The organism is Bacteroidia bacterium, assembly GCA_025056095.1.
Taxonomy (GTDB): Bacteria; Bacteroidota; Bacteroidia; order JANWVE01; family JANWVE01; genus JANWVE01.
Window position 1 is genome coordinate 1 of sequence record JANWVW010000379.1, and the last position, 627, is coordinate 627.

2 protein-coding genes are annotated in these 627 nt (G+C 34.4%); one reads left to right on the forward strand and one right to left on the reverse strand.

Annotation, left to right across the window (positions count from 1 at the left end; genetic code table 11):
* Nucleotides 1-323, reverse strand: a 323-nt coding sequence (locus NZ519_14095; protein MCS7029883.1) for an AAA family ATPase, incomplete at its 3' end; no start/stop codon positions are given.
* A 173-nt stretch (nt 324-496) separates the two neighbouring features.
* Here NZ519_14095 and NZ519_14100 point away from each other — a divergent pair.
* The coding region (locus NZ519_14100) for a porphobilinogen synthase (GenBank protein ID MCS7029884.1) at nt 497-627 on the forward strand (131 nt) is incomplete at its 3' end.

Here is a 627-nt window from a genome sequence, read left to right on the forward strand (position 1 = left end):
TCTTTGGTACTGCTATCTATACCGCTGAAATCAAATCGGAGAATTCGGTAAGTGTTATGCAGCGGTGTGGGGTTCTTACCAATGTAGTATTTACCGAAAAGCACTTCAAACTTATGTTGTTGGTTAATATCGTAGTAGTATTCCAAAATAGACAGCCACAAGCTTTTACCAAATTTACGCGGGCGTAAAAAAGCCACATTTCGCTCTTTATTCTGCTCTAACTTTTCTATGAATTGAGTTTTATCTACAAAAACGTACCCATCTTTGACCAATATCTCAAAATTACTTACGCCATAAGGAAAAAATACTCTTATTCTGCTCATAAGCCAAAGATATAATTTCAGTTCAAAACGAAGTTTAATAGTTCGTGGGATATGCAAAGCTAAAAATAGATAGACAACTAAAATAAGCTATTCTGTATTTAAGTGCAATTCAAAAAGCAGTTTCATACTTTGTCCTAACAGCTAGTAATTCCTTTTTACTTTACTTTTGCACTATGAACATTCGCCCGCGCAGAAATAGAAAATCCCAAAGTATAAGAGAATTAGTGCAAGAAACTTGGCTAACTTCAAAAGACTTGCTTTACCCTTTGTTTTTAGTAGAAGGAGAAAAGCAGAAAATTCCCAT